We start from the raw sequence: 21,349 nt of genomic DNA, 5'->3' as shown, positions 1-21,349 counted from the left end.
CCGGCTCATCTTTAGAGCCGGGCTGTTGCAGCATGCTGTTCTAACTATTTAACAGAGACGGTAATGGTGACGGTCTTCGAATTGTACTGCCCCTTAATGCGGGCAGTTCCCTTCGCGATCGCTTCAATGCGTCCGTTCGTTACTTTGGCCACGCTGGAGTTGCTGGTTGTCCACACGGCGGTGTCCCCAACACTCGCTTTTGCGCCGGTATCATATTCGGCCGTAACCGTTACGGTTTTGACGTCTCCGGGCTTCAAGTTCAGTTTCTTCTCGCTGGCGATCAATTTCGTCATCTTCGGAACCACGTTTACCTTAACGGTGACTTCTTTGCCTTGGTATGAACCCGTAATCGTTGCTTTACCCTCGGCAACCGCTTTAATGGAGGTTCTGGATACCGTTACAATCGCGGTGTCCGAAGAACTCCAATTCATCTTGGATGAGAGCGAAACCGTTTTGCCGTTGCTGTAGTAGCCTGTAACTTTAATCGATTTGGATTTCTTGATGTTGAGGTCAATATTCTCCGGGTCTACGACAAACTTAACGACTTCCTGTTCAACCACGACCGGAATCTTGACTTCTTTATTCAAATAAGTGCCTTTCAGCGTAGTCGAGCCTTTCGTTAAGCCCTTAATCGTACCGTCTTTAATGACAGCCGCAGATCCTGTCAGCGACCATTCGATGGAAGAGGTCACATCGCTCTCTTCGCCATCCTCGAATATGGCATTTACTTTCGGCAGCGCGTTGCTTCTGCCCATAACCAGCTGATACTCCTCTATATCCGGCAGCAGCACCAGCACTTTTTCGTTAACCGTAACCGGCAGCGTCGCTACTTCTCTGGAACCGATCTTCCCGGTGATTGTTGCTGTACCGGCATTAATACCTTTGATTTTGCCATTTTCGGTCGTTACCACGTTCTCATCGCTGGAAGTCCAGGTCACCGTGCTGCTGAAATCCTCTTCCTCATCGTCCAGAAGCGTTCCCGTCACTTTAGGGAAAGATTTGGATTCGTCTTTCAGCACATCCACCTTCGTGTCCTCTGTTTCAAACTTGGTTACCGTCGGATACACCTTAACGGTAAATTCTTTGCTGATTCCGAGGTAACTCACCTTGATGGTGGAGGTTCCCTTAGCTCTTGCTGTAATCACGCCACCGTTGACGGATACCGCCAGCGGATTGGATGAGGTCCATTCCCCGGCCACGTCGACGGATTGGGAAGCCGCATTACGAACCTTGGCTTTTACCGTAATCGAATCATTCATAAACAGAACCGGATTCTTGACGAAATCCGTCTGATCCAGTATCAAAGCTTCATATGGATTTCGCACATACACATCCAGCTTGGCAGTCGAACCCAGATAGCTCACGCTGATCGTGGATTTACCCAATGCCACCGGCTTCAGCTTGCCATCTTCAACCGTTGCTACGGAAGTGTTGGACGATTTCAATTCTATCTTGTCCGTTACGTCCGTACCTGCATCGGTCTCCGACTGCTTGGCGAATACTTTAAGATCCACAGGCGCATCACCGACTAGCAGCTCCTGATCCTCGCCCGGAACGATCGCAAGCTTTTGGTAAGGAGCGACGACTTTGACTGTAAAGGAAGCCTTGAGCCCTTTGTAATCCGCAGTCACGGTTGCGCTGCCCAGACCTACGAGGGTCAGTTCCCCTTTGCTTACTTTCACTACGCTGTCATCGGAAGTGGTCCACTTCGCCTCCGTTGTCACGTCGTTCGTTCCGTCAGCCAGTGCTTTAACGGTTAAACCTTCCGTTCCAAGCTTATGCTCCACTTTATCCGGCTGATCCAGCTTGAACTCGTCGATGGCAAATTTGACGTCGACATCAATCGTTTTGATTGCGCCTTTGTATTTTGCCGTAATACGGGCCGTCCCCTTCTCCAGCGGAATAATGAGACCGCCGTCAACCTTTACGATCCTCGTGTTGGACGAAGTCCAAGTTGTCTCATTGGTTACGTCCTTCTTCGTGGAAGATCCTTCAATGTTAGCCAATACGCGAAGTTGTTCCGTTGTTTCATTAACGGTTAAGTAAATTTTGCTCTCGTTCGTATCAAATTCAATCGATGTTACGTCCCCGGAGGCGGCGAATACGCTGGTTGGAAAAACCATCGCCAACATCATCACAACGACAAGAAAAATCTTCGTTGTCTTTCTGTTTAAGCTCATTTATTTCTCTCCTTTGTACCTTCTGTCTCGCAGGCTTTTTTTCCAGTCTATCTGTATATCGACAGTCCCGGTTCAAATCGTTACCTTCCGAGCCCAAAATGGGCACAAAGTAGGATATTTTCCCATCTTCGGTTGTTCAAAAAAATCTACTCTTCAGCTAAGTTTAATGAGTTTAACGTTGTTCACCAAATAATGGATGCCTGAGTAAATCGTTAAGGCTACTGCCGCAAGCATGAGCATTTCGTCCACTTGGACCATCCTGATGAACGTAAAAGGAGCGTTATCCAGCAACACGGCCGCTATGGCTGTGACTTGAAGCACCATTTTCAGTTTGCCGAGTCTATCAGCGGACAAAGCGATTCCCTGCTCGGAGGCGACCATCCGAAGTCCCGTAATGACGAACTCCCGGGCAATAATGGCAACGGCGATCCAAGTCGCAACCATGCCGGATTGAACCATCATGATTAAGGCGACCGATATGAGCAGTTTATCTGCGAGCGGGTCCAGCAATTTTCCAAGGTTCGTGATTTGATTCAATTTCCGTGCTATGTAACCGTCCAGCTTGTCCGTAGCCGATGCAAGAATGAACACGCCCAGCGCGATGTAGGTTCCATAAGCATGAATGAATCCGAAGAAGGGGCTGTTCTCGGTCAACCATAGTGGATACTCGGCAAAAAATAAAATAAATACGGGAATCAATAATATCCTGGCTATCGTTATGCGGTTGGCAAGGTTCATCGTCTCATCTCCTCGATCTGCAATTGGAATCGTTCCTTCCACCAACTATTCGGTATCGTAAAAGATCATATGCTCTTTGTCCGTTCGGTAATAGTCCAGTCTGTCCTGCAATCCGCCCGTATGAAACTCGAACATGTGGCCGTCCGGATCCAGGAAGTAAATCGACTTTTTATCCTTCTCGTCCCTTGCCCTACCCGGCAAAATCTCCACTTGGAGCGATTGAAGGCGAAGCAGCGTCGGTTCCACATCCTGCTCATCGATGGTAAATGCAATATGCGTATAGGTTCTGTTTGCCGTGCTTCGGTCCGCGTCTTCTTCGTTTAGAGCAATCCACAGCCCGTTCAGATCGAAATAAGCCAGCTTTCGCCCTCTGACCAGAAGCTTGGCTCCAAACACGTCCCTGTAAAAATCAATGGACCGTTCCAAGTGCGAAACCGAAAAGCAGAGATGGTTAATGGCCTGCAGATTCATTGTTCGGCGGCTCCCTTTCTAAATAGATTCAATGATGTCCACCACATCCAGCGGTTGACGGATCTTCTCATACCCGCTCTCCATAAACGTATTGTACCAATAGGCGTGATATGGCCTTAATCCGGCACTGCCCGCGCCTCTCAGCTCATCTGAACCGCCGTCCCCGATAAACAGGGCATCCTCCGGTCTTACGGATAAGCGCTCACAAGCCAATCGATAGATTTCTGCATTCGGCTTGGCTACCCCAACCTGATAAGAGAAGATAACGTCATCGAAGTAGGGGGCCAATCCGCTCTGACCAAAAGAAACCACCTCTTCTTCCGAGCAATTGCTGATCAAGCCCAGCCTCAGTCCCCGTTCACGCAGAAGTTCCAGCATCCTGCAGATCTCCTTCGAGATCGTATGGAAAGGAATTTTCTTCTCGCTGACTCTCGACTGATATAGAAAATCCACGTGTTCCTGAGGATAGGGCAAACTGCGAGAATCCAGGATGTCACGGATCACCGAATGATAGTCGGGAAAATGCCCATTCATTCTTCGCTCCGAACGGGTGCTCCACTCCTGTTTAAACTCCGCGTCCGAAAGCCCGAGTCTATCCATATAGTCATAGGCTCTCTTAGATACCCGCTTGCCGTCTGCGAACTCCGTGATTAACGTCTCATATAAATCGAAGAACACCGCCTTCACCGCCATGCCGCAACGCTCCCTTCGTTAATCGGCGAGACCTGCCGCCTGTGGTATTCTTGCAGGATACCGCCTGACCATTTCCTCCAGAATCTGCCCTGTCTGCTCATCCCATATCTCGCTTAATTCAAACGTCCCCTCTTCGAAAAACAAAGGAAACCTTCGTTTAAACCAATCCTGCATGGGCAGTTTCAACGCCTCTTCTCGATCCACCCATAACAGCTCCCCTTCGGGAGGACGCTCCAGCAGTTCCCCTTCAAAGGAAGTGGCCAAATAATTAAATACCATGTACCGAAGCCCCGTATTCGGTTCACAGGATTCTTCAAGACCTTTATAGATGATGTCCTTCACAATCAAGCCGGTTTCCTCCCGAACCTCCCGAATGGCTCCGTTTACAATGCTTTCCGGAAAATCCACCTTGCCGCCGGGGGCAATATATCCAGGGAATCCTTTGTCGTCCGGTCTGTTCATCAGCAAAATTCTGCTTCCGTCTTGTATCATGCACATGGTGTACAGCTTCACTTCGGCCTGCAACCTCATCCCTCATTCCTGTCCGATCTGTTTGATTATAGTATACAACCCCAAGCGCTGGAAAACGATACGACGGACGGAGATTCATGCATCTCGGTTGCCCCTATTCACCGTTTGTTAATCCTCGTCAAAAAAGGCCGGAGCAGCTTCTGCTCCGGCCTTAACGGCAATGTATGATCCACCTGGTCGAATCTTCGCTTTACGCGGCCATTCGCATGTCGGCCGAATACCCGCCATACATCATATAACTCGCGGTCGGCGATTGAATCTCCATCGGAGCCATGCTTCCAATGGCCGATGCCCCGCTGTGGTTCCATTGAATCAGCCTAACGACAGCTTCAACATCCCCGGATTGGTATGCCTCTGCCAATGCCTGAAGATTCAGGGTCATCTCTGCCTCTTCCGGCATAACCAATTCAAGCTCCTCTTCCTCCGGGTCCAACGATTGCAGCACCTTTTGAGCTCGATGAAGGGCCGCTTTTACCGCTCCGTCCGTCGTTTGCAGCATATTCGCGGTTTCCGAAATGGAATATTCGTACACCTCACGAAGCAGCAGCACCGTTCGCTGCAGGGGTGACAAATGTTCCATCAGCCATTGAAAGGCGAACTCGATGTTCAGCTTGCTGTCCTCGTTCGAGGCTTCTTCTTTAGGCAATACGTGTTCCAGCTTCTCATCCAGAATTCGTCGGTAGGTCTGATCCCGGCGGACCCGGTCAATCCATGTATTCTTGGCGATCCGAAGCAGGAGAGCTTCGGGATTGGCATGGCTCCGCTGCTGTAAAAACTCCAGCGCCTTGATCCATGTGTCCTGCACCAGATCATCGGAATCCCATGAGGAATTTGTAAGGGACAGACAATACCTGTGCAGGGCAGCATTCAGCTCCGCCAAGCCCTGGTCGGCTGCCGTGGTGGCGCTCGGTCGATAGATCGTCATCGGAATCCAACTCCTTTCCACATCTCGGTAGGATATCTTATAGGTAAACGAATGATGCCTGCTTTTCGTTACGCTGTCATCCAAAATATTTCATGGTTTCTTTCGTATCTTTTGCAGCAGTCTCTTCGTTTACTTGCTGAATCACGAAAACCTTACGAAGATGGAGGATGAAACCATGAATATTGTTCCTTATGTTGTTGAACAAACCAACCGTGGCGAACGATCATACGATATTTATTCCCGACTGTTGAAGGATCGGATCGTCTTTGTGGGCACAGCCATCGATGACGCCATCGCAAACAGCATTATCGCGCAGCTGTTGTTTCTTGCGGCCGAGGACCCCGAGAAGGATATCCACATGTACATCAACAGTCCGGGCGGCTCGGTATCCGCGGGCTTTGGCATATACGATACCATGCAGATTATCAAACCACAAGTCAACACCATCTGCACGGGATTCGCCGCATCATACGGGGCGATCCTGCTGCTGGCCGGCGCCAAAGGCAAGCGCCTCGCTCTGCCGAACAGCGAAATTATGATCCATCAGCCGCTGGGTGGTGTACAGGGGCAGGCCACCGATATCGCCATTACGGCTAAACGCATCCTGAAAACCCGTGAGAAGCTGGCGCATATTATATCCGAGCGCACAGGTCAGTCCGTCGAACGCGTCGAAAAGGATATGGAGCGGGATTATTTTATGTCGGCGGAAGAAGCGAAGGAATACGGGATCATTGACGACATCGTCACCAAACTGTGACGCTATCCGATGAATGCCCATGGTCCGTTTAGCCCCGATACTCTATTTTATTCACAAGGAGTGAACCGTATATGCTGAAAAATTTGCTGAATCAAGAAGTGAGCATCTATTTTACGGATGGAAGTTATGTGCGGAACGGCACGCTGGAGGAAGTAGGCGAACAATTCATCCGATACAAAGATGAATACGAGATGCTGTATGTACCGTTAACCGCGATCCGCTACGTTTCGGTGAATACCAAGGAACGGGACAAACCAAGAGTTGGATTTGCGCCAACTTCTTGATAAGACGGCAAGAACCGCATGGGCTCTTAAGCTCATGCGGTTCTGTTTGCATCATGCTTTATTTTGTCTACTATGAATGAAACCATGCGCTGTTTGCAGGCCTCGTTCTGCTCCCTCTGATGATGGCCGATAAAAGCCAATGCATGAACGACGGAGTAAAAATCAATCAGTGCCCGCTGTTCCCGGTCCGCTCCCCACTGCCTGCATAACGCCTCCACGTAGGCCATTCCCCGGTCTCCGATATCTGAGACCACCGCCGTTTGGGTGAGGGCGATCATGTACAACGGGTCTCCATAACAGACCCAATCGAAATCCACGATACCTTGCAGCGTGCCATCGGACACAATCACGTTCTTGATCGTGAGATCATCCAGGAAACAGACAGGCTCTATCCGGTCGAAATCAGGCTCGTATCGCCGCTTGATCTGCTGCAATTGAACGATGATGTCCGGAGCAACCTCACCGGTTATGTTGCCGATATGATTGCGGATATCACGATCGATGATCTCCGTCCAGGATGTAAAAGGCCCCTGCTCTCCGATCGGAACCCATCCGAATCCGGTGCCCAAGGGAAGCTCGGACACCTTGCGCTGGAAAACGATGATCTGTCCGGCGAGATCGTCCAATTGTTCATCCGTCATGCCCTCAAGCTCATATCGCAGATCACGGCCCGGAACATGCTCCAGCATCATGTAAGCATAGGGGACCTTCTGAAGGGACACATCCGTTCGAATCACGCTCGGTACCGGCAGGCCCAGCGATGATAGGATCGCTATGTTGTTTGCAGTATGCTTCAGGACGTCGGGCTTGCGATTGGTTCGGAGAATGATTTGCTCATCCGGAAATGTTACGCTGTACACCTGATTGGTATGGCCGAATGACATAGGCTCGACCCTAAGCGGCTGAATGCCGTATACTTCTATCATCAACTCTTCGACGATCAACATGAACACCTGCCTTAACGGTTATTGATTCGCCTCTTGGATACGTCCCAACTGTCTGATAGGCAGGGTTTCGTGTATTGCTATAAAATGGGCCCATTGTGCAGCATTCAGCTCGAATCCATACGGGTGAGGATCGTGCAGATCATTCGTATTTCGCTCAGCCAGCTTCGTTATGATCTGATTTGTTGTTTCCCGTACTCGATTCAGTATCTTCGAGATGATTCCTGACGCGACTTGGAAATTCCGTTCAAAATCCGACGTTTGGCCCTGCTTTATCTGCAGCATGGCGACTTCGAGTATCATACAAGCCTCCTCCTTTGGATTAAGTTAAAGTATGACGGTCTTTCTATGCTTCATATTCAAGCTCAGGAGAAGCCTGGAACGCAAAAACACCGTCCTTATCCGCCTCCAAACGATAAACCTTCCGGACCGCATTCAGGTTTAACCCGCCATAAATATGCGGATACAGCTGATTCAGCTCATATAAATCCTCAAATATGATCTCCGCGTCCACCTGATCTTCCTGAATCCCCAGAACGAGCAGATCGGTTCTGCCTGTATACATTGTGTTAGCTACGCCGCTGACTTGCGCCTCGGTTGAGCAGTGAATAAATCGGTCCGTCTGCAGGCTTGGCGGCTCGTACATGTCCTTGCCTTGCGCTTCCATCCATGCTTGCTTCGAAATAATATGATAGATCATTCCGTCCAGTCCCTCCATTTATTTTCCGTTTATCTTGACACACTTGCGATAGAAAAACCAGATCCCCGGTACGTAATTTCCAGGTGACCTTATTTTCGGATGTCCTATAAAAAGAAGACATCCTTCAAGATGTCCTCTTCACTATCGTATATCGGTCCTCGTCAAAATCCTCGTAGGTTACGGTATAGACGGATTCCCCCAATGAGGACGCCAACTGTCCATTGATAAAAACGGCGCATGCCTGCTCATCGATGCCGATGCCGTAACGCACTTTCCCTGTTTTCATTCCTTGCAGCAGGTTGGACTGGTCGTCCCACTCCGTATAATGAACGCTGATCAAGACATTCGAGAACAGCCCTACGCCTTGCTTAAACATCATGATGCCTTGATCATTATCAAGCGGGGATATCAGGCATGTCTCCGGAAGAATTAGGGCACCTGCCGAATTCCCCGCAATCGGAACGCCGTTCTCATAGCGGTCGATTAACAGCTCTTTAAAAGCCCCCGTCGCGTAATAGTGATGATATTTCTCCGTGTTGCCCCCGCCAATAAATATTCCCGTGGCCCATGACAGCACCCGCCCAGCTTGGTCCATGTCCAGATTCCCGTCTTCATCGGGAACGATCACGCTCACGTTCTGGGTCATTCCCGCTTCAGTCCACATCTGCTGAAACAACGGAACATACTCCTCCCAGCCCGGCCGGTTCATGATGCATAACGCAATCCTGGCATGGGAACCCCCCGCTTGCTCTAGAAACTGTCGATTCGCTTCGGCTTGAAAGGAATGACCGCCAAGCAAAAATAGATATCGATCCTTCAAGATATCCCCCCTTACTTTTTCTTTCCCGGATTTCGTTTGTAAACAGAGTACAGAAGTACGGATATAAAATAGATCGGCAGCAGGATGATGCCAATCACGGCGCTCAACAGAACGATGGAGAGTTGGCCGCGCTCAGCGATTTCGTCATAATTCATATAACCGTATACAATCCAGATCAGCCAAACCAACGTAACGGCATAACCTATTTTATAAGGTAATCTCACAGCATCCATCACATCCTAGAAGTTGTTTGGAATTCGGGGGAGTTAGAGACCATGTGCTACAGAGTCAAGCTGGTAATCAACCAGAATAATGAATCTCTCCGGCAGCTACCAACCGATCTATGCGCCTTGCTCCTCCTTATAATGACTGACATCCCCGTGGAGGAGGATGGAAGGGACGTCATCGGTCAGCTCGATCTTGCTCAGGCATGTCGGATGGATGTAAGGCAGATCCCACAGCCGATCCAAACTTCTCCCCTCAAAATAAGCCATTAACAGCTTAACCACCACGGTATGCGTGACCAGCAAAATACGGGAACCCGGATATGAAGAGACGATTTCGTTCAGCTTGCTAACCGCGCGCTCTCTGACCTCGTGAAACGTCTCGCTCCCCTTGACACCGAACAACTCCGGATGATTCCAGAAATGATCGAGCTGCTGAGGATACAATTCGCGGATCCGTTCCTGGATCTCTCCTTCCCATACCCCCAGATTAATCTCTCTGAATTCATCACATGCCGAAATTTGCACATTCCGGTTCCCCTTGATGAGCTCGGCCGTATGGTATGCCCTTGAACTGGTACTGGAGAAGATAAAGTCAAATGGGTCATGCTGCAAGGCTTCGCCGAGCCATTCCGCTTGCTGAATGCCCAACTTCGTCAGCGGCGAATCCTTATGTCCTTGAAAACGATGCTGCACGTTCCACTCGGTTTGTCCGTGCCTGACAAGATAAATGGTGGTTGTCTCTTTCATGTTCCTTCCTCCCTACCTAGTGAGTCATCGTCGATTACAGCGGTCACCTTGCCGTATGGTATATGCCAGCTTGTAAAGATCCGCGATATCCTGCCTGCCCGTCTCCTCCAATCTTCTTACGGCTACCTCCAGATCAACCGCCTCCACTGCGATGACCTGCTCCCCATCCTCGGGATTCAGCGGCTCCCCAACGATGCGTACATCCCCATACCCAACCAATCGGACAAAATGAGGATGGGGAATATGCGGCCGATAAGGCGTCTTGCTGCTGGACTCGCAGCGAAACCGGCCAAAGACCCGGTATGACTCGAGTTCTGCGCCAAGCTCCTCCCTCACTTCCCGCCGGAGTCCCTCGATATAATCCTCGCCAGGCTCCAAGGTTCCGCCAGGAAGCTCCCAGCTGCCGTCCGCTATCTGAAAAATAACGCAGCGTTCCCCGGCGAATGGAATAATGGTGACATTGCTGACCATCGATTCTTCGAAATCTTCGCCCAGTATAAACCGGGCTCGTACCACGCCCCAATGGATATCATTCGATAGGGCCGGATACAGGGTCAGATCCGTGCTTTTTCTCATAAGCGTAATCCCTCCAGCCTTGCAGATATTCATACAACCTATGTAGCGTTGTAGTCGCGGACCATAAGCACCTGCTCCATCGAGCTGGCGAACCCAAGCGCCTCCAGCACATCCACCAATTCCTTATGCGAAGCCCGGATATTGAATGCGGATCGCTTGCAAGTGGAACCAGGCTGCATCATTTCGAGCGCGGCTGCCTTTAACACGGCTTGGGCATCCCGGTAACCAGGAGCGGCTTCACAGCGGAACAGCGTGGTCGCCTGCAAACGGCCCGCGGCATCGAACGCACGCTTAAACAAACCGTAGCCCACAAGTTCTTCCCCTTCATAAACAAGCACGCACTCGCCGTCCTTGATACTGGCAGCGTCTGTCTGCCAGACTTCGCCGGATCGATAGAAGTCTGCGGAGGCGGCCTCCGCGGCCAGGCCTCTGACCAACGTAAACGGAGTCGATGCATTCTGATGATCCTGCGTCTCTAACGATTGATCATTTGTCATAATGAGCAGCCGATCGATGATTTCATATCCGACGCTTTCATATAGGCGAATCGCGGCCGCATTCGTGCTGATCGCCTCTAAATAGGCACGACGCACGCCCTGCTCCTTATAGAGGGCGTCGTTTTTCTCCATCATGGATTTGCCGATCCCTTTGCCCCGGAAATCCGGAGCTATTGCCGTCCCTCCGTTACGCGCAATGGATTCGCCGTCATCCAATCGAAAGCTGTTCATGACGATCCCGGCGGGTACGCCATCCACGTAGCAAGCGAGTGAGCGCTCCAGACTTAAAGCATCATTCCCGATCCGGGCAATGAAGCGGTCCAGCGGCATGAAAGCGTTCACCATATAGCCTTCAAACGAGAGATTCCACAGTTCGGATACTTCCCGGATTGGAAGCTCGCTCAACGGTTTGTATGTAATCATAAACTTTATTCCTCCTGGTTTATGGGCATTAAATAAGTGTGGCATATTTAGCGATGCTCACACTATGAAAAACATGCAGGAAACACCTGAGTATGTACCCACTCGTGTGCTCCTGCATGTCTTTGCATAACTTATTTACGATTTAAAGAGCTGCATCGTCCACGCTGTCCAGCCAAGCTTCGATGCTGCCGATGACGGAAGTGACGCAGCCATCCTCGAATGGAGAGATCAGGCCTGCCACCTTCACCAATTCGGTGAACGACTTGCTTCCGCCTTGGCGGCACAGGTGCAGATAATCCGCCCATGCCGCGGATTGGTCCTCGTGCATCTTCTTCCAGAATTGGAATGCACAGATTTGAGCCAGCGTATAGTCGATATAATAGAACGGCGTATTGAAGATATGTCCTTGTTTATGCCAGAAGCCGCCTTGCTCCAGATACGCATTATCATCATAGTTCCGGTGCGGCAAATATTTCCGCTCGATCTCGCGCCATGCCTGTTTCCGTTCGGCGGGCGTAGCATCCGGATTCTCGTAAACGAAGTGCTGGAATTCATCAACCGTTACCCCGTAAGGAATGAAGATGAGTCCGCTCGCCAGATGGTCGAAGCGGTATTTATCCGCCTCGTCCTCGAAGAAGCGGTCCATCCACGGCCAGGTGAAGAATTCCATGCTCATGGAGTGGATTTCGCAAGCCTCATAAGTCGGGAATCCATACTCCGGTACCTCGAAACCTCTGCTCTCGTACACTTGGAACGCATGACCGGCTTCGTGCGTCAGCACGTCAATATCGCCGGAAGTCCCGTTGAAGTTGGAGAAGATGAACGGTGCGCCGTACTCGCTGATATAGGTACAGTATCCGCCGCTCTGCTTGCCTTTTTTGGCAACCAGGTCCATAAGGCCGTTCTCCTGCATGAAGGTGAAGAACTCGTGCGTTTCCGGAGACAATTCCTCGTACATCTTCGCGCCGTTGTTCACGATCCAATCCGGGTCGCCCTTCGGCGTGGCATTCCCTGATTTGAAGGAAAAATTCTCGTCGTAGTACAGCAGTTGGTCCACATCGATCCGCTTCTGCTGGCGTTCTTTCAGCTTGGACGCAACCGGAACGATATGCTCCAGCACCTGGTTACGGAAATTAGCCACCATCTCCGCATTGTAATCCGTACGGGCCATGCGAGCATAACCCAGCTCCACGTAATTGTTGAAGCCAAGCTTCTTGGCCATCTTGGTTCTCACTTTGACCAGATCATCATAGATGCGGTCGAAGGTGGCTTCGTTCTCGGCCATGAAACCGCTGGAAGCCTCCATTGCGCGTTTGCGCATATCGCGATCCGTCGATTGCTGGAACGGAATCAGCTGCGACAGGGTGCGTTCTTCGCCTTCGAACTGGATTTTTGCAGAAGCGATCAGCTTCGCATATTCCGTCGTCAGCTTGTTCTCCTGCTGCAAATCCTCGATGATCTCAGGACTGAAGGTCTTGAGCGACAGCTCTGCCAGCTGGAACAGCTGCCGTCCCCATTTGTCCTCCAGCTGGGCTCTGAATTTCGAATTCACGAGGGCCCGGTAATAATCCGTTATGTATTCCTGGATGACCGGTCCGTTCTCGTCGAAGAAATCCTGCTCTGCCTTATAGAACTCGTCGTTCGTATCAATCGAGTGACGGATGTGCACCAGTTGACTCAGGGTATCCATCTCGCTGCGGAGTTTGTTAATCCGGGTCATCGCCTCATCCTGTTCCTCGTACGTGCCGGCGGAGGTGAAGGCGTTCAGTTGTTCCTTGAACTTTTGCTCAAAAGCTTTTACGTCGGGGCGTTCATAGCGATACTCGCTGAATTTCATAAGATACACCTGTCCTTTCCAAAATAAAAAATGCATCCTGGCGTTTGATCGCATGGCTTCAAATCACCAAACTATATGTAAATTCTATATACCAATCCGAATATCCTTCATAGTCTATTAAATTCTGTACGCCCCGACTGGTTACGTCATAATCTTAAGTCCGATGGCTGAAGCGAGAATCAAAGCGATGAAGAACATACGGCGCCATTCCTTCGGTTCTCCGAACGCAAACATCCCCAGCATCGTGCTGCCTGCCGTCCCCATTCCCGTCCAAATCGCGTAGGCGGTTCCCATGGAAATGAAATTCATCGCATACGTCAGCAGCAGGAAACTGGAGCCAAGCGAACAAGCTAAAAAAACGTAGGATCCCAAGCTGCGATGCAGGGTTACCCGTCTTAAGGCAATGACACCCAGAACCTCGCACAACCCGGCAGCAATCAGAGCGATCCATTCCATTAGACGCCACTCTCCTTCGCTTGACGATCCGTATCCTTCGTGACCAGCTTAAGCCCCAGCACGCCTGCCGCCAGCATGCCGATCAGTAGGAGCTTGACGGGATTCGCTTCCTCGCCAAACACGAGAATCTCCACCAGCACCGTGCCGGCTGTGCCGAGTCCTGTGAAGATCACATAGACCGTGCCGATGGGGAGCTTCGCCGCGGAGTCCAAAAAAACTTTAAAACTGAATACGATCGATGCGATGGTGATGACCCACTGCCACCATACATCGGAATGTTTTAAACCGGATACCCAGACAACCTCCAGCGCTCCCGCTAATAATAAGAGCCACCATGCCTTCTTCATCCTCCAACTTCCCTTCCACTCTGTATTTGTTTAAATCGGTTTATGATGTCGTTGTGATTGTAATCTAAATTTGGCATGTCGTATAATGATCATTAATAATGATGTCATCATTTTGGGTGATGTCTAAAGGAGAGGAGTGCTGGCATGGAGCTTACTGATCTAAGGATTTTTCTCAGGATTGCGGAGGAAGGAAACATCACCCGCGCCGCGGAGCAGCTTGGGTATGTGCAGTCGAATGTAACGGCCCGGATCAAAAAGCTGGAGGATGAATTGGGGGTTCCCTTGTTAAACAGGCACTCCAATGGAGTAACCTTGACAGAGAAAGGGCGTACGTTCCTGGACTATGCGTGTACCATCATCAACCTGTCCGAGGAAGCGGTGAGAACCGTGCAGGAACAGCCGTATCCAAGCGGTTCATTAGCCATTGGCGTCGTGGACACGGTTCATTGCGGGCACTTCATTCAATCCTTGTCCGACTATCAATCCATGTACCCTGACGTCAAGCTGTCCCTGTTGACTGGCAGCTCTTCGGAGCTGATTACTCAAGTTCTGAACTATCAGCTGGACGGGGCATTTGTGACAGGAACCATTCCGCCGAAGCTGGTAGCCGATTATATAGATGAGGATGAAGTCATGCTTCTGAGCAAATCCAAAGAGCAGCCCTTTCCCGATCTTGCGGTGACCAAATGGGCTGTAGCCCCCGCGGGATGCCCGTTTCGAAATGCCCTTGAAGCATGGCTGCTGAGCGAAGGCATTCCGCTAACCAATATGATCGAGGTCTCCTCATTGGAAACCCAGCTCAGCATCGTGCGGTCAGGACTTGCGGCTGCGCTGCTCCCCAGCTCCGTCTTAAGCGGAGAATATGCCAATATGGGCAGCTACTCGATCCCGGAAGCCTTCCGGCACACCACGACAAGCCTGGTCCGGCGCAACGACCGGTTCAGGAACAAGGCGTTTTCCGCTTTTGCCGAGCTGGTTAAGGTCAATTTTGAGATGAAGGGAAGATCATGAGTTATAAATAACGACGGAGGTCTGAACATCACGCTGACATTTAACCAGCCGTGAGATGCAGGCGATATTTCCTCTTGAACAAATCGTCTGGCCGTTGAAATGTTTCGTTATGTTCATCTCAAGCCTAATCAATATTCCCTGCAGCTAAAAGCTCCTCCATTTTGAACAGGGAATGCAAAGCAAGACCGGCTTCCTCCAGTCTCTGTCTTCCTGCCGGATTACGTTCAATGACGCAGATGACATGCTCGACGACCGCTCCAGCTTCTCTCAAATCGTGAACGCTTAACAAGATTTGTCCTCCTGTCGTCACCACGTCCTCGATAACACATACGCATTTACCCTTAATGTCCGCACCTTCCGCCAATTTGCAGGTGCCGTATTCCTTTGCTTTTTTTCTTACAAATGCGGACGGAGTGCCTGACTTCAAGGATAACGCAGTTGCAATCGGAATTCCGCCCATTTCAAGTCCTGCTAACACTTCCGTATCTTCAGGGATAAGCCCGACCAGCTCCTCAGCTACTTGGGCCAGAATAGCGGGATCTGACTCCAACAAGTATTTATCAAAATACTCATGAGACGTTTGACCCGAGCGTAAAGTAAAGGTTCCTGTTAAATGGGTTACATCATAGATTTCCTTTGCCAAATTCAACGTCATCATGGTCCTCCCAGTGTGGATATGATCGTATGCTCTCCCGCCAGTTCCATCTGCTGCTCGATATAATGCGCCACGCCGTCCAGCTCATTCGAGTCGATAATATGATCAGCCAGCTGCCGTATCCTTTCATGCGCGTTCCGGACTGCGATCCGCGTGCCTCCGGCCTCGAACAAACCGACATCATTGATGTGGTCGCCGAACACCACCGTGTTCTCCAGATCAATCCCCATGTGGGCGGACCATAATTGGAGACCGTCTCTTTTGTTTGCTTGGGCATGGCTGAATTCGAGGAAATAATGGTTGCGAATGTAATAATCCGGCATCATATGCGCATGAATCACGTCGCCGTATAATGCCGTGACCTCTTGCCGAATCGGCTCCAATTCTTCATATAATCCGATGTAGGTAAGAGCCAACGTCCGGTAATCCGGCGGACAGTTCAAGTTCTTCACTTCCAGAAACCGCGGATCATGGGGGCGGCCGGCATAGAAGATCATCTCTCCCTCTCTGCGCAGCGTCTCATGCAGTACACGCTCCCGCTGGTCCTTATCGAGCGAGAAATAAAAGGGCGTAATGCCGTGCTTTCTCCCGACGTCGATAATCTCATTCGAAATGTCGCGCTCCAGCCAGGATCCATCCACGACGGTTTGACTCAACCCGTCATATATCAAAGCCCCGTTATATAGAATCACGGGGTATTTCCACGGGATATCCGAAACGACGCTCTGAGCGCTAATATATCCGCGGGCAGTCGCATACGTGACGATCAAGTCCCGCTCCAATGCATCCGTGACAACGTTCATCGTATAGGGTGATAAGGTTTGATCCGATCGCAAAAGCGTCCCGTCGAGATCCGTAATATAGGCTCTCTTTTTCATAGTGAAGCAGTCCTCCTTCGCCGCCCGGTATGTGACAAAACCCAGCCTTAGAACAGCTCACGCCAAGACTGGGCCATACGTGTGAGTTAGACGTCTTCCATGATTATACAACTTACGAGATGAAGATGGTAAAGCTTAATTGCTTATTTCGCTTCAATGTGCGTTTATTTCTGAGCCAGGGCTGTTAGCGCAGCATCGGGAAGGCTTCACCGCTCGGAATGAAGGCCCCGCCGGGCAAATGAAGCCGTTGAATCCTAGTACATCGGGTGTTGGATACATTGTTTGCAGGCATTGGGAACGAATGAACGGAGAACAGGCATGACTTTCCCTTTCTTTGGTAACCTTACACACCGAGAATCAGGTATCCCAGTGTCATGTATAAAAAAAGAAATAATATCAGCACGGAGTGGCCTGCAATGGCTGTGATGCCGATTCGCGAAAGTTTACCCCGAGTTCTGCTTAGGAGTGCCAACAGCATCCCCACGGGCGACAACAGAAGAATCGACGCATAGGCCAGTCCCTGTAAGGGACTGCCTGCCTCCGGCGGAAACATGAAGCTGTACAGCGTGAACAGGGTGATGCAGATAAATAAAGTCAGAGACACATGGGACAAATACCATCTCATCACGTAACCTCGGCCAGCGTGCCCGACAGAATACCGGCTCTGCGAACGACCTCAATCTTTTGAGGAATTTCTTCCCTCATAAAACTCTGCACAGCGAATGTCCCCTCCAAAATTTATTTGGTGATACGCGGCTGAAGATACCCCAAGACTTCTTGTATGTCCTGAATCTCGGCAAACGGAAAAACTCCCATGCGGTTCATGCTCGCGATGTCCCCACGATATGCGATAAATGGAATTCCGGCGCTCTCGGAGGCCTTGCCGTCCACCCAGGCATCTCCGACAGACAGCCATTCCATCGGCGATGTATGGTGAAAATGCCTCAGCACCGCCATATATCCATCCGGTGCAGGCTTTAATAAGCCCATGTCTTCCCTGCCGATAATAAGATCGAAGTAATGAGCAATCCGGTTCTCTTCGAGTGCAGTCATCGCTGCTTCTACCGCGTTATTCGTCACGATAGCAAGATGCAGCTGTCCATGTAATTGCTGGACGAGCTCCATAGCTCCATCTTCAAGTTTTGCTCCCATCATCCCTTGGATCTCATGTTCCTTGGCGATATCCCACATCATGCAGCTCAGCTCTTCCGACAGCCGTCCCGTATTCATGGCCTCAGCGATGACGGTTGAGGTGGTGTGGGTATCCATGGAGAGGCCGGGAGACAGAATGCTGTGACTGCACAAAAAGGCATAGATGTCTCTTATCATAGCTCCAAAATCAATGCTGGAATGCAGCAGCGTATTATCCATATCAAAGACAATCCCTTTTATCTTAAACTCAATATCTAATCAACTCCCGTCATGGTAACGCCATGAATGGCTGCCCCGCTAGGTAATCCTGATTTGGGTATGGCGACCAAGGATGTGACGCTTACCTGGCTTGGATAACCCTCTGTCCCATCATCCTCATATGAAGTTAAAGTGATGTATAAATGATTCTTTTGATCCCCTATCTTTTGGTCGGTCATCTTCAAGGATGCAATCCGAAAACCTTTTGCCGAAGGAAGCTGCCCACCGCTGACCAACAGGTAAATTTCCTGATCCGTCTCCTTAAGCACCCATCCGCCGGGAGCCCGATTTATGCCGTCATCATAAAGCTGTTGAATATCCGGATCAAGGTGCTCGACCGAACGGTGCTCCCAGGTGAATTCCGGACTCGTTTTGGTATATAAGAGCTGCGTGTACGGAACTTGCATGTATTTGATCTCAGCGGCTTTGCGCGCTTCCTCCGTCACAGTTTGTGCTTCTTTGGAATCATTACTTCTCTGCCCGTGGCACCCAGCCATCAATAACATGGTAGCCATCATGGTGAGCATTAGCCTTCTGCTGATATTAACTCGCATATCCTTGTTGACCCCTTCATTCCCTAGTCATATACAACTTCCGTACCGGCGATAAAATCGTGCAGGGAACGCTTATCCTCGCGCAGCGCAACCATAAAGATGCTCACAATAAGCCCGATTCCTAACGTTAACGCGTATACGATACCCGCCACGAGATTGCGAAGCAGCATCGTCCCCAGGCCCGGCGGCTCAAGAAAATCGAATTTGCGGATACGAATGCCGCACATGCGCTTGCCAATCGTATACCCATTCCAATACACCGGAACCAGGATACCGTATAAACCGAAAATCAAGTTACTGATCGGCTCATTCTCATAATTTCCCGTGATTAATCCAGCTATGATCGTTAGCGGAAGCGACACAATAAGTCCATCCAGAATGTTGGCTCCTAGCCTGATCCAAAAGCCTGCCACTTGGTTATCGGTCATCTCGATTCCCCCTTAGATTCGCTCCCTACCCCAAAAAAAGACTACCTGCCTCACATTTCATTTGTTATTAGGCGGATCGAATTCCTTCCAGTTCTTCTTGATCTTGTTCAAATCTTCCGAATTCCATTTGCCGGTACTCGGACCTAAGAAACACAAGATGCCGACAATCAGGCTGATCCAGCTTAATACCAGCGGGCCTTTGCCTACATAGGTCAACATCGAATCAAACATCTCTTTGCTCCACGACGTGAGATTGGAGCCGAAAATAGCAGCTGCCAAATACCGCACAGCATACAAGAACACCGAAATGCAGATAAATATCATACCCATCGTTTTATGGTTCATAGAACGCCTCTTTCCACACAACATTTTCCAAATCCCTGATATCATTGTAAGCTTCGGCTCCTGATCGAACAATAGTTTTTCCGCTTTTCCCTATTCCGTTGTCATCATACGAAGGAGTAAATAACCTTTACGCAACGACATTCGCTATATAAAAGAAAGGAATGACCTCCTACGTTGTAGTGAAGCCATTCCATTCTGTTTGTTATACACTATTGTGCCGTTGACCGGATTATGCAGCTATCCGCTCCTCCATTTCCTGACGACTCCCGGCAATTCACGAATATTTGTCCAAGACAAAATCCTCGATTATTTCAATATTTCTGCGATCCCTAGCGTACTGTCTGATGTGTTTCTTAATATTCGGATACAAAATAATGTCGTCCAGCTGCTCGAGCGGTATCCATTTCACATCGGTTTGATTCGGATCTGGCACCGCCGGAAGCTTTGGAAAGGACCCTTCAAGCGGATAACATTCGAACACGATGTATAACGTATGGATGCCCGATATGTTATCTCTGGACTGTTTATGCGGAGCATACTCGTACACGAATGCGACAGGCCCAACCTGCGCCTCCAGCGTGGTTTCCTCATGCAATTCCCTCAAGGCTCCCTCCACGATCGACTCCCCCGGCTCCGCCCCTCCCCCTGGCAAATTATAATGCAATCCGTTCTCATCTACATACTCGACTAATAACACAGACTCATCCCTCAGAACCAAGGCTGTCGGTCTCACTCGAATGTGATACGTCATCATAACCACCTCTCCCGGCTTACATAAAACGGCCGAACCTACTTGATCTGTCTATCATACAATCAACGCGGCCGATATGGAAATATGATGTATCCTTTCCTCAGTATATCGCTAGTCAGTATGTCCCGTGTTTGTTCTGCTATCATTCACGTTTGATCGCTATCATCCAGTCTCACGTTTTCTCCCGTTTCGCGGGAAACATTCGCCGCCTCCAGAAAACGAACGATCTCCAGCGTTTCGGATAAGGGAACATCGGAAACGCCCGTCGTGAACATCTTCATGATTTGATCCAGCAGACTGGCATAATAGGGCTTGGGGTGCTCCATGATGTCCACGAAGCTGCTGGCCTCCGCGCGATGAACGGTCAACCCGAAGCGATCGTTGCCTGCCCGATTGCCCCGTATCGTTCCGATCCTCCCGTCATTCCAAACCGCCGTTAACACCTCGTGCAGCTCCGTTGCGGCTACATGGACGCTTACGCATCCGGGTCCCAGAACACGGTACAGCATTTCAGCCGCATGAATGCCGTACCAGAAAAATCCCGGCTGCGTAGGTTGAAGGGGAAGCGGTCCTGCGCAATCCACGCCAATGATATTATCCGCTCCGCCCCGAGCCAATTCATCCTGTAATCCTTGCGCATACCGGAGAGACGAGCAACTCATAACGGTCACCTGATACTGCTCCGCCAATTCGGCAATTCCCCTCGCATCCTTACTGCTCACCGCAATCGGCTTATCAATAAATACCTGTTTGCAATAAGGCGCAATCGCGCGAAACAAAGACAAATGAGACCTTCCATCCACCGCTTCCAGCATGACGGCATCGACCTGTTTGGCCACGTCTTCCGGACTCTCCAATATCTCCGTTCCCCAAGCCGCGATTTCCTTTGTATATCCCTCCACCCGGTTGATGCTCAGCTCAAAGTCCGGCGACCCTCCGGGAAAAGCCGCCGTCACCCGTGCACCCGGAACGTGATATGGATGCTCCTTGTCATGGAGCATCTTCGCGAAAATGGAAACATGGGATGTATCCAAACCAATCATACCGATTTTCATAGTCATAAGTTCATTCTCCTTTACCTTCACATTTTAGAGGATCACGCTGGCTTCTCCATTCTTTGCCTTACTGAGGATATCCAGCAGCCGGACGTAGGCTTTTCTTTCA

General features: G+C 50.2%; 29 protein-coding genes. 3 read left to right on the top strand and 26 right to left on the bottom strand.

Annotated elements, in window-relative coordinates:
• Nucleotides 1-44: 44 nt before the first annotated feature.
• From BMX45_RS00660 to BMX45_RS00635, 6 genes are all read right to left on the bottom strand, one after another.
• Complete coding sequence (locus BMX45_RS00660; RefSeq protein ID WP_090908050.1) at nucleotides 45-2,180, bottom strand: Ig-like domain-containing protein; 2,136 nt, start codon at nucleotides 2,178-2,180, stop codon at nucleotides 45-47.
• Nucleotides 2,181-2,333: 153 nt separating this feature from the next.
• Nucleotides 2,334-2,918 (bottom strand): CDP-diacylglycerol--glycerol-3-phosphate 3-phosphatidyltransferase, encoded by a 585-nt coding sequence (gene pgsA, locus BMX45_RS00655; RefSeq protein WP_090908049.1) that lies wholly within the window; start codon nucleotides 2,916-2,918, stop codon nucleotides 2,334-2,336.
• Between the two features lie 45 nt (nucleotides 2,919-2,963).
• Nucleotides 2,964-3,389: a metallothiol transferase FosB gene (gene fosB / locus BMX45_RS00650; RefSeq protein WP_090908047.1), complete on the bottom strand. Its 426-nt coding sequence runs from the start codon at nucleotides 3,387-3,389 to the stop codon at nucleotides 2,964-2,966.
• Between the two features lie 18 nt (nucleotides 3,390-3,407).
• A complete protein-coding gene (locus BMX45_RS00645; protein WP_090908045.1) occupies nucleotides 3,408-4,082 on the bottom strand; it encodes an HAD family hydrolase in 675 nt (224 codons plus the stop codon).
• 18 nt (nucleotides 4,083-4,100) lie between these two features.
• On the bottom strand, nucleotides 4,101-4,613 hold the full coding sequence (locus BMX45_RS00640; RefSeq protein WP_090908043.1) for an 8-oxo-dGTP diphosphatase: 513 nt from the start codon (nucleotides 4,611-4,613) through the stop codon (nucleotides 4,101-4,103).
• Between the two features lie 190 nt (nucleotides 4,614-4,803).
• On the bottom strand, nucleotides 4,804-5,538 hold the full coding sequence (locus tag BMX45_RS00635; RefSeq protein WP_090908041.1) for an RNA polymerase sigma factor: 735 nt from the start codon (nucleotides 5,536-5,538) through the stop codon (nucleotides 4,804-4,806).
• A 160-nt stretch (nucleotides 5,539-5,698) separates the two neighbouring features.
• Between BMX45_RS00635 and clpP the strand changes: the two genes are divergently transcribed.
• The gene (clpP, locus tag BMX45_RS00630) at nucleotides 5,699-6,295 is read left to right on the top strand and encodes an ATP-dependent Clp endopeptidase proteolytic subunit ClpP (protein ID WP_090908771.1); all 597 of its coding nucleotides are present in this window, start codon (nucleotides 5,699-5,701) and stop codon (nucleotides 6,293-6,295) included.
• A gap of 71 nt (nucleotides 6,296-6,366) precedes the next feature.
• A complete protein-coding gene (locus BMX45_RS00625; protein ID WP_009590043.1) occupies nucleotides 6,367-6,579 on the top strand; it encodes a hypothetical protein in 213 nt (70 codons plus the stop codon).
• A gap of 32 nt (nucleotides 6,580-6,611) precedes the next feature.
• Here the strand turns inward: BMX45_RS00625 and BMX45_RS00620 are convergent, their stop codons facing one another.
• From BMX45_RS00620 to BMX45_RS00570, 11 genes are all read right to left on the bottom strand, one after another.
• Nucleotides 6,612-7,526: a phosphotransferase family protein gene (locus BMX45_RS00620; protein ID WP_254777910.1), complete on the bottom strand. Its 915-nt coding sequence runs from the start codon at nucleotides 7,524-7,526 to the stop codon at nucleotides 6,612-6,614.
• Between the two features lie 18 nt (nucleotides 7,527-7,544).
• Nucleotides 7,545-7,826: a hypothetical protein gene (locus tag BMX45_RS00615; protein ID WP_090908039.1), complete on the bottom strand. Its 282-nt coding sequence runs from the start codon at nucleotides 7,824-7,826 to the stop codon at nucleotides 7,545-7,547.
• A gap of 43 nt (nucleotides 7,827-7,869) precedes the next feature.
• Nucleotides 7,870-8,223 carry a DUF952 domain-containing protein gene (locus BMX45_RS00610; protein ID WP_090908037.1) on the bottom strand — a complete coding sequence of 118 codons (354 nt, stop codon included), beginning with the start codon at nucleotides 8,221-8,223 and terminating at the stop codon, nucleotides 7,870-7,872.
• 124 nt (nucleotides 8,224-8,347) lie between these two features.
• Entirely contained in the window at nucleotides 8,348-9,043 is a 696-nt protein-coding gene (locus tag BMX45_RS00605) for a cyanophycinase (protein WP_090908035.1), read from the bottom strand.
• Nucleotides 9,044-9,054: 11 nt separating this feature from the next.
• On the bottom strand, nucleotides 9,055-9,276 hold the full coding sequence (locus tag BMX45_RS00600) for a hypothetical protein (protein ID WP_090908033.1): 222 nt from the start codon (nucleotides 9,274-9,276) through the stop codon (nucleotides 9,055-9,057).
• Between the two features lie 108 nt (nucleotides 9,277-9,384).
• Entirely contained in the window at nucleotides 9,385-10,017 is a 633-nt protein-coding gene (locus tag BMX45_RS00595) for a histidine phosphatase family protein (RefSeq protein WP_090908031.1), read from the bottom strand.
• A gap of 24 nt (nucleotides 10,018-10,041) precedes the next feature.
• A complete protein-coding gene (locus BMX45_RS00590; protein WP_090908029.1) occupies nucleotides 10,042-10,593 on the bottom strand; it encodes an NUDIX hydrolase in 552 nt (183 codons plus the stop codon).
• 38 nt (nucleotides 10,594-10,631) lie between these two features.
• Nucleotides 10,632-11,513: a GNAT family N-acetyltransferase gene (locus BMX45_RS00585; RefSeq protein WP_090908027.1), complete on the bottom strand. Its 882-nt coding sequence runs from the start codon at nucleotides 11,511-11,513 to the stop codon at nucleotides 10,632-10,634.
• 142 nt (nucleotides 11,514-11,655) lie between these two features.
• A complete protein-coding gene (locus BMX45_RS00580; RefSeq protein WP_090908769.1) occupies nucleotides 11,656-13,350 on the bottom strand; it encodes a M3 family oligoendopeptidase in 1,695 nt (564 codons plus the stop codon).
• 141 nt (nucleotides 13,351-13,491) lie between these two features.
• Nucleotides 13,492-13,806, bottom strand: a complete 315-nt coding sequence (locus BMX45_RS00575) for a DMT family transporter (protein ID WP_090908025.1) — start codon at nucleotides 13,804-13,806, stop codon at nucleotides 13,492-13,494.
• Complete coding sequence (locus BMX45_RS00570) at nucleotides 13,806-14,153, bottom strand: DMT family transporter (protein ID WP_090908022.1); 348 nt, start codon at nucleotides 14,151-14,153, stop codon at nucleotides 13,806-13,808. The genes BMX45_RS00575 and BMX45_RS00570 overlap by 1 nt, the downstream gene beginning before the upstream one ends.
• A gap of 144 nt (nucleotides 14,154-14,297) precedes the next feature.
• Here BMX45_RS00570 and BMX45_RS00565 point away from each other — a divergent pair, with 144 nt between their 5' ends.
• Entirely contained in the window at nucleotides 14,298-15,164 is an 867-nt protein-coding gene (locus BMX45_RS00565; RefSeq protein ID WP_090908020.1) for a LysR family transcriptional regulator, read from the top strand.
• 124 nt (nucleotides 15,165-15,288) lie between these two features.
• Here the strand turns inward: BMX45_RS00565 and pyrE are convergent, their stop codons facing one another.
• The 9 genes from pyrE to BMX45_RS00520 form a co-directional block, all read right to left on the bottom strand.
• Nucleotides 15,289-15,819, bottom strand: coding sequence for an orotate phosphoribosyltransferase (gene pyrE, locus BMX45_RS00560; protein WP_090908018.1), 531 nt, complete (start codon nucleotides 15,817-15,819; stop codon nucleotides 15,289-15,291).
• Nucleotides 15,819-16,697, bottom strand: coding sequence for an HAD family hydrolase (locus tag BMX45_RS00555; RefSeq protein ID WP_090908016.1), 879 nt, complete (start codon nucleotides 16,695-16,697; stop codon nucleotides 15,819-15,821). Before BMX45_RS00555 ends, pyrE begins: the two co-directional genes overlap by 1 nt.
• 343 nt (nucleotides 16,698-17,040) lie before the next feature.
• Complete coding sequence (locus BMX45_RS00550) at nucleotides 17,041-17,322, bottom strand: hypothetical protein (protein ID WP_015736492.1); 282 nt, start codon at nucleotides 17,320-17,322, stop codon at nucleotides 17,041-17,043.
• Between the two features lie 113 nt (nucleotides 17,323-17,435).
• Entirely contained in the window at nucleotides 17,436-18,080 is a 645-nt protein-coding gene (locus tag BMX45_RS00545; RefSeq protein ID WP_368087156.1) for an HAD family hydrolase, read from the bottom strand.
• Nucleotides 18,081-18,103: 23 nt separating this feature from the next.
• Nucleotides 18,104-18,622: a hypothetical protein gene (locus tag BMX45_RS00540; protein ID WP_254777909.1), complete on the bottom strand. Its 519-nt coding sequence runs from the start codon at nucleotides 18,620-18,622 to the stop codon at nucleotides 18,104-18,106.
• A gap of 62 nt (nucleotides 18,623-18,684) precedes the next feature.
• Nucleotides 18,685-19,089 carry an RDD family protein gene (locus tag BMX45_RS00535; RefSeq protein WP_090908012.1) on the bottom strand — a complete coding sequence of 135 codons (405 nt, stop codon included), beginning with the start codon at nucleotides 19,087-19,089 and terminating at the stop codon, nucleotides 18,685-18,687.
• Between the two features lie 57 nt (nucleotides 19,090-19,146).
• The gene (locus tag BMX45_RS00530; RefSeq protein WP_090908010.1) at nucleotides 19,147-19,434 is read right to left on the bottom strand and encodes a hypothetical protein; all 288 of its coding nucleotides are present in this window, start codon (nucleotides 19,432-19,434) and stop codon (nucleotides 19,147-19,149) included.
• A gap of 274 nt (nucleotides 19,435-19,708) precedes the next feature.
• The gene (locus BMX45_RS00525; protein WP_090908767.1) at nucleotides 19,709-20,185 is read right to left on the bottom strand and encodes an NUDIX domain-containing protein; all 477 of its coding nucleotides are present in this window, start codon (nucleotides 20,183-20,185) and stop codon (nucleotides 19,709-19,711) included.
• A 146-nt stretch (nucleotides 20,186-20,331) separates the two neighbouring features.
• A complete protein-coding gene (locus BMX45_RS00520; RefSeq protein WP_090908009.1) occupies nucleotides 20,332-21,246 on the bottom strand; it encodes a Gfo/Idh/MocA family protein in 915 nt (304 codons plus the stop codon).
• Nucleotides 21,247-21,349 lie beyond the last annotated feature (103 nt).

The organism is Paenibacillus sp. cl141a, assembly GCF_900109305.1.
Classification (GTDB): domain Bacteria; phylum Bacillota; class Bacilli; order Paenibacillales; family Paenibacillaceae; genus Paenibacillus_AQ; species Paenibacillus_AQ lautus_A.
Note: the sequence above shows the minus strand (reverse complement) of the source record. Positions and strands in the feature narration are given on the sequence as shown.

What these genes read in the sequence shown, in the direction of transcription:
- BMX45_RS00660 (WP_090908050.1), bottom strand. Translation starts at nt 2,180, where the DNA reads ATGAGCTTAAACAGAAAGACAACGAAGATTTTTCTTGTCGTTGTGATG.
- pgsA (WP_090908049.1), bottom strand. Translation starts at nt 2,918, where the DNA reads ATGAACCTTGCCAACCGCATAACGATAGCCAGGATATTATTGATTCCC.
- fosB (WP_090908047.1), bottom strand. Translation starts at nt 3,389, where the DNA reads ATGAATCTGCAGGCCATTAACCATCTCTGCTTTTCGGTTTCGCACTTG.
- BMX45_RS00645 (WP_090908045.1), bottom strand. Translation starts at nt 4,082, where the DNA reads ATGGCGGTGAAGGCGGTGTTCTTCGATTTATATGAGACGTTAATCACG.
- BMX45_RS00640 (WP_090908043.1), bottom strand. Translation starts at nt 4,613, where the DNA reads ATGAGGTTGCAGGCCGAAGTGAAGCTGTACACCATGTGCATGATACAA.
- BMX45_RS00635 (WP_090908041.1), bottom strand. Translation starts at nt 5,538, where the DNA reads ATGACGATCTATCGACCGAGCGCCACCACGGCAGCCGACCAGGGCTTG.
- clpP (WP_090908771.1), top strand. Translation starts at nt 5,699, where the DNA reads ATGGAGGATGAAACCATGAATATTGTTCCTTATGTTGTTGAACAAACC.
- BMX45_RS00625 (WP_009590043.1), top strand. Translation starts at nt 6,367, where the DNA reads ATGCTGAAAAATTTGCTGAATCAAGAAGTGAGCATCTATTTTACGGAT.
- BMX45_RS00620 (WP_254777910.1), bottom strand. Translation starts at nt 7,526, where the DNA reads ATGTTGATCGTCGAAGAGTTGATGATAGAAGTATACGGCATTCAGCCG.
- BMX45_RS00615 (WP_090908039.1), bottom strand. Translation starts at nt 7,826, where the DNA reads ATGATACTCGAAGTCGCCATGCTGCAGATAAAGCAGGGCCAAACGTCG.
- BMX45_RS00610 (WP_090908037.1), bottom strand. Translation starts at nt 8,223, where the DNA reads ATGATCTATCATATTATTTCGAAGCAAGCATGGATGGAAGCGCAAGGC.
- BMX45_RS00600 (WP_090908033.1), bottom strand. Translation starts at nt 9,276, where the DNA reads ATGGATGCTGTGAGATTACCTTATAAAATAGGTTATGCCGTTACGTTG.
- BMX45_RS00595 (WP_090908031.1), bottom strand. Translation starts at nt 10,017, where the DNA reads ATGAAAGAGACAACCACCATTTATCTTGTCAGGCACGGACAAACCGAG.
- BMX45_RS00590 (WP_090908029.1), bottom strand. Translation starts at nt 10,593, where the DNA reads ATGAGAAAAAGCACGGATCTGACCCTGTATCCGGCCCTATCGAATGAT.
- BMX45_RS00585 (WP_090908027.1), bottom strand. Translation starts at nt 11,513, where the DNA reads ATGATTACATACAAACCGTTGAGCGAGCTTCCAATCCGGGAAGTATCC.
- BMX45_RS00580 (WP_090908769.1), bottom strand. Translation starts at nt 13,350, where the DNA reads ATGAAATTCAGCGAGTATCGCTATGAACGCCCCGACGTAAAAGCTTTT.
- BMX45_RS00575 (WP_090908025.1), bottom strand. Translation starts at nt 13,806, where the DNA reads ATGGAATGGATCGCTCTGATTGCTGCCGGGTTGTGCGAGGTTCTGGGT.
- BMX45_RS00570 (WP_090908022.1), bottom strand. Translation starts at nt 14,153, where the DNA reads ATGAAGAAGGCATGGTGGCTCTTATTATTAGCGGGAGCGCTGGAGGTT.
- BMX45_RS00565 (WP_090908020.1), top strand. Translation starts at nt 14,298, where the DNA reads ATGGAGCTTACTGATCTAAGGATTTTTCTCAGGATTGCGGAGGAAGGA.
- pyrE (WP_090908018.1), bottom strand. Translation starts at nt 15,819, where the DNA reads ATGACGTTGAATTTGGCAAAGGAAATCTATGATGTAACCCATTTAACA.
- BMX45_RS00555 (WP_090908016.1), bottom strand. Translation starts at nt 16,697, where the DNA reads ATGAAAAAGAGAGCCTATATTACGGATCTCGACGGGACGCTTTTGCGA.
- BMX45_RS00550 (WP_015736492.1), bottom strand. Translation starts at nt 17,322, where the DNA reads ATGAGATGGTATTTGTCCCATGTGTCTCTGACTTTATTTATCTGCATC.
- BMX45_RS00540 (WP_254777909.1), bottom strand. Translation starts at nt 18,622, where the DNA reads ATGGCTACCATGTTATTGATGGCTGGGTGCCACGGGCAGAGAAGTAAT.
- BMX45_RS00535 (WP_090908012.1), bottom strand. Translation starts at nt 19,089, where the DNA reads ATGACCGATAACCAAGTGGCAGGCTTTTGGATCAGGCTAGGAGCCAAC.
- BMX45_RS00530 (WP_090908010.1), bottom strand. Translation starts at nt 19,434, where the DNA reads ATGAACCATAAAACGATGGGTATGATATTTATCTGCATTTCGGTGTTC.
- BMX45_RS00525 (WP_090908767.1), bottom strand. Translation starts at nt 20,185, where the DNA reads ATGACGTATCACATTCGAGTGAGACCGACAGCCTTGGTTCTGAGGGAT.
- BMX45_RS00520 (WP_090908009.1), bottom strand. Translation starts at nt 21,246, where the DNA reads ATGACTATGAAAATCGGTATGATTGGTTTGGATACATCCCATGTTTCC.